General features: G+C 63.0%; 3 protein-coding genes. 1 reads left to right on the top strand and 2 read right to left on the bottom strand.

Annotated elements, in window-relative coordinates; translation table 11 throughout:
- Positions 1-686 (top strand): enoyl-CoA hydratase/isomerase family protein (locus ABSG20_RS33985; protein WP_423868815.1); only part of this gene is annotated, 686 nt, incomplete at its 5' end.
- A gap of 12 nt (positions 687-698) precedes the next feature.
- On the opposite strand, the gene ABSG20_RS33980 is transcribed toward ABSG20_RS33985, so the two are convergent.
- Positions 699-2,039, bottom strand: a complete 1,341-nt coding sequence (locus tag ABSG20_RS33980) for a TRAP transporter large permease (protein ID WP_423868814.1) — start codon at positions 2,037-2,039, stop codon at positions 699-701.
- On the bottom strand, positions 2,036-2,620 hold the full coding sequence (locus ABSG20_RS33975) for a TRAP transporter small permease (protein WP_423868813.1): 585 nt from the start codon (positions 2,618-2,620) through the stop codon (positions 2,036-2,038). Before ABSG20_RS33975 ends, ABSG20_RS33980 begins: the two co-directional genes overlap by 4 nt.
- Positions 2,621-2,814: the final 194 nt, after the last annotated feature.

The raw sequence follows: 2,814 nt of genomic DNA, 5'->3' as shown, positions 1-2,814 counted from the left end.
ACCTTGCGATCGCCAAAAAGCTCGAGCAGCTCAGCGCGGAAGTCGAGGCATCAGACGACATCCGGGTCCTTGTGATCGAAGGCAAAGGCCGCGCGTTCTGCGCCGGCGGCGATCTGCGAACCATGGGCGCCGCCGCGGCTGCCGGCACCATCGCACCGCGGGGCGGAGAGCTGCTGCGGCATTACCACACTTTCGTCAGAACAATGCGGCGGATGCCGAAAATCGTGCTGACCAGCGTGCATGGCTCGGCGATCGGGTCCGGCCTGTCGCTCACCTTCATGGCGGACCTCTGCATCGCCGCGGCGGACGCCCGCTTTGCGCCGGGTTATGCCAAACTCGGCCTGTCGCCCGACGGCGGCGGCACCGTCGGAGTTGTCGCCAGCGTCGGCATGCGCCGCGCCCTGCAGATATTTCTCGCCGAGGACTGCTTTTCGGCAGAACAAGCCCATCAGTGGGGTCTCGTCGCCAGGGTCGTTCCAGCGATCGAACTGAAAGCCGCGACCCGCGAGCTGGCGCTGCGCCTTTCGAAAAACGCACCGGCGGCGCTGGCTTCGACCAAGGCCCTGATCTACCGCGCCCCGGCGACGCCGATCGAACAACAACTCGACGCCGAACGCGACGCCATCATCGCCTGCATGCACACCGGCGAATTCCGCGCCGCGGCGAAGCGGTACACGCAAAGATAGGACACCCGCGCTTCAATCCGGACAGATATACCCGGTGCCGGCCGGCGACTTGAAGCAGCCGACGGATTCCGGGATCACGTGCTTGGGCAGCCACAGCACCACGCTCGGGAAATAGATCGTGAACACGATCGTCACCAGGAACACCACATAGATCGGCAGCGCGGCGCGCAGCGCCTTGCCAAAGCTGACGCCGACGAATTTCGATGCCATCAGCAGCACCAGCCCATAGGGCGGCGTGATCAGCCCGAACGCCAATGTGGCGATCAGCACCACGCCCATATGGACGCCGTTGATGTCGCCGGCCTGGGTCAGTGCATTGACCAGCGGCATGAAGATGATGATGGTCGGCACCGGCTCGATGAAATCGCCGACCACGGTGAACAAAAGCACCAGCAGCAACATCATGTATTGCGGATTGTTGCCGGCAATCGAGGTGATCCAGTCGGCGATCACGATGGCGCCGCGCAGATAGGCCAGCATCCAGCCGAAGGCATTGGCCGCGCCGATGGTGATCAGCGGCAGCGAAAAGATCAGCCCGGCCAGGCAGAAATCATAGGGTATCTTCCGCAAATGGCCGCGGTTGAGTGCGGGAATCACCACCGCGATGATATAGACCACCGCGACGACGCCGGCTTCGGTCGGGGTGAACCAGCCGGTGAGAATGCCGCCAAGCAGGATCACGGGGATCATCAGCGGCAGCGCGGCGTCGGCAGTCGCGAACACGATCTGGCGCAACGGCGCCCGCGGCTTGCGCATGCCGGAGGGACCGAAAAAGTAGCAATAGATCATCAGCCCAAAACCGATCATCAATCCCGGCACCACGCCGGCCATGAACAGGCCGGCGATCGAGACGTTGCCGACCGCGCCGTAGACCACGGCGGTGATGCTCGGCGGCACCAGCGCCGCGATGGTGGATGCCGAAGCGATGATCGCCGCGATAAAAGCGGGCGAGTAGCCCTCGCGCTTCATCGGGCCGCCGAGTGCGCGGCTCATGACCGCGACGTCGGCGGTGGTCGAGCCGGACATCTCCGAGAAAAACATGCTGAAGACCACGACGACCTGCGACAGCCCGCCCCGGATATGTCCGACCAGCGACAACGACAGGTTCGCGATTCGCACCACGACGTTGGCCGAACTCATGAGTTCGCCGACCAAGAGAAAAAACGGGATCGCCAATAGCGCCTCGGAGTCGACCCCGTCGAAGATCTTCTGAATGATCGCCGCCAGCGAAACGTCGGTCAGCATCGCCCCGATGAACACGCCCCCGATCAGCGAAAACGGCACGGGCACGCCGAGATAGCCGAAAAACAGGAAGCAGAACGACATCAACCCCAGGATGACCGGGGCGCTCACGGCCGCGCTCTCGTTCGCACGGAGACGTCGGCAGGCGGACCAGCCAGCTCCTGGTCCGGCGGTTCGGGATGATCAAACCCGTTGCGGATGCCGTTGACCAGTTGCTCGATCGTAAACAGCGCGATCAGCGCGCCGGACAGCGGGATCGCCGCATAGAGCGAGGCGATCGGCGTACCCGACGGCAGCCGGAAACTGCCAAAACCCCGGAGAAAATTGATGTAGCCGAACCAGATCAGGCCGCAGGCCACGCCCAGTACCACGACGCGGATGATGATCTCGACCACCAGCCGCGGTGTCCCGTGCAGGGCTTCGGAGATCGCCGTCAGGTACAGATGATCGTTGCGACGGGTGGCGACCGCGGCGCCGATGAAAATCGCATAGATGAACAGCGTCGAGGTGACTTCCTGCAGCCACAGCCAGGGATGGCCGATGGTGCGCGTGACGATGTCGCAGGTCACCGACAGCGAGAAGCCGAAACACAAGACGCCGCAGATGATCATCAGCATCAGTTCAAGCCCGTCGAGCGACCGCCATTTCAGGTGATGCTGCCGTTGCAACACCAGTTTGTCGGCGATAGTCATCGGCAGACCTTCCGTCGTCCCTGCGAACGTCGGGACCCATACGCCTCAGCCCAGCATTTTGGCACATTGGCCAATGCATTTTGCTCCAACCGGCAGCGATGGTTATGGGTCCCGGCGTTCGCCGGAACGACTCGTTGAAAAATGGTCAAGGGCGGCCTAATCGATCGACCGGATCAGGGTCTTGATCTTTTCAG

The organism is Bradyrhizobium sp. (assembly GCF_049512235.1).
In the GTDB taxonomy this organism is placed as follows: domain Bacteria; phylum Pseudomonadota; class Alphaproteobacteria; order Rhizobiales; family Xanthobacteraceae; genus Bradyrhizobium.
Note: the sequence above shows the minus strand (reverse complement) of the source record. Positions and strands in the feature narration are given on the sequence as shown.

Excerpts from the sequence above, each read along its gene's own strand:
- ABSG20_RS33975 (WP_423868813.1), bottom strand. The coding sequence starts at position 2,620 with ATGACTATCGCCGACAAACTGGTGTTGCAACGGCAGCATCACCTGAAA.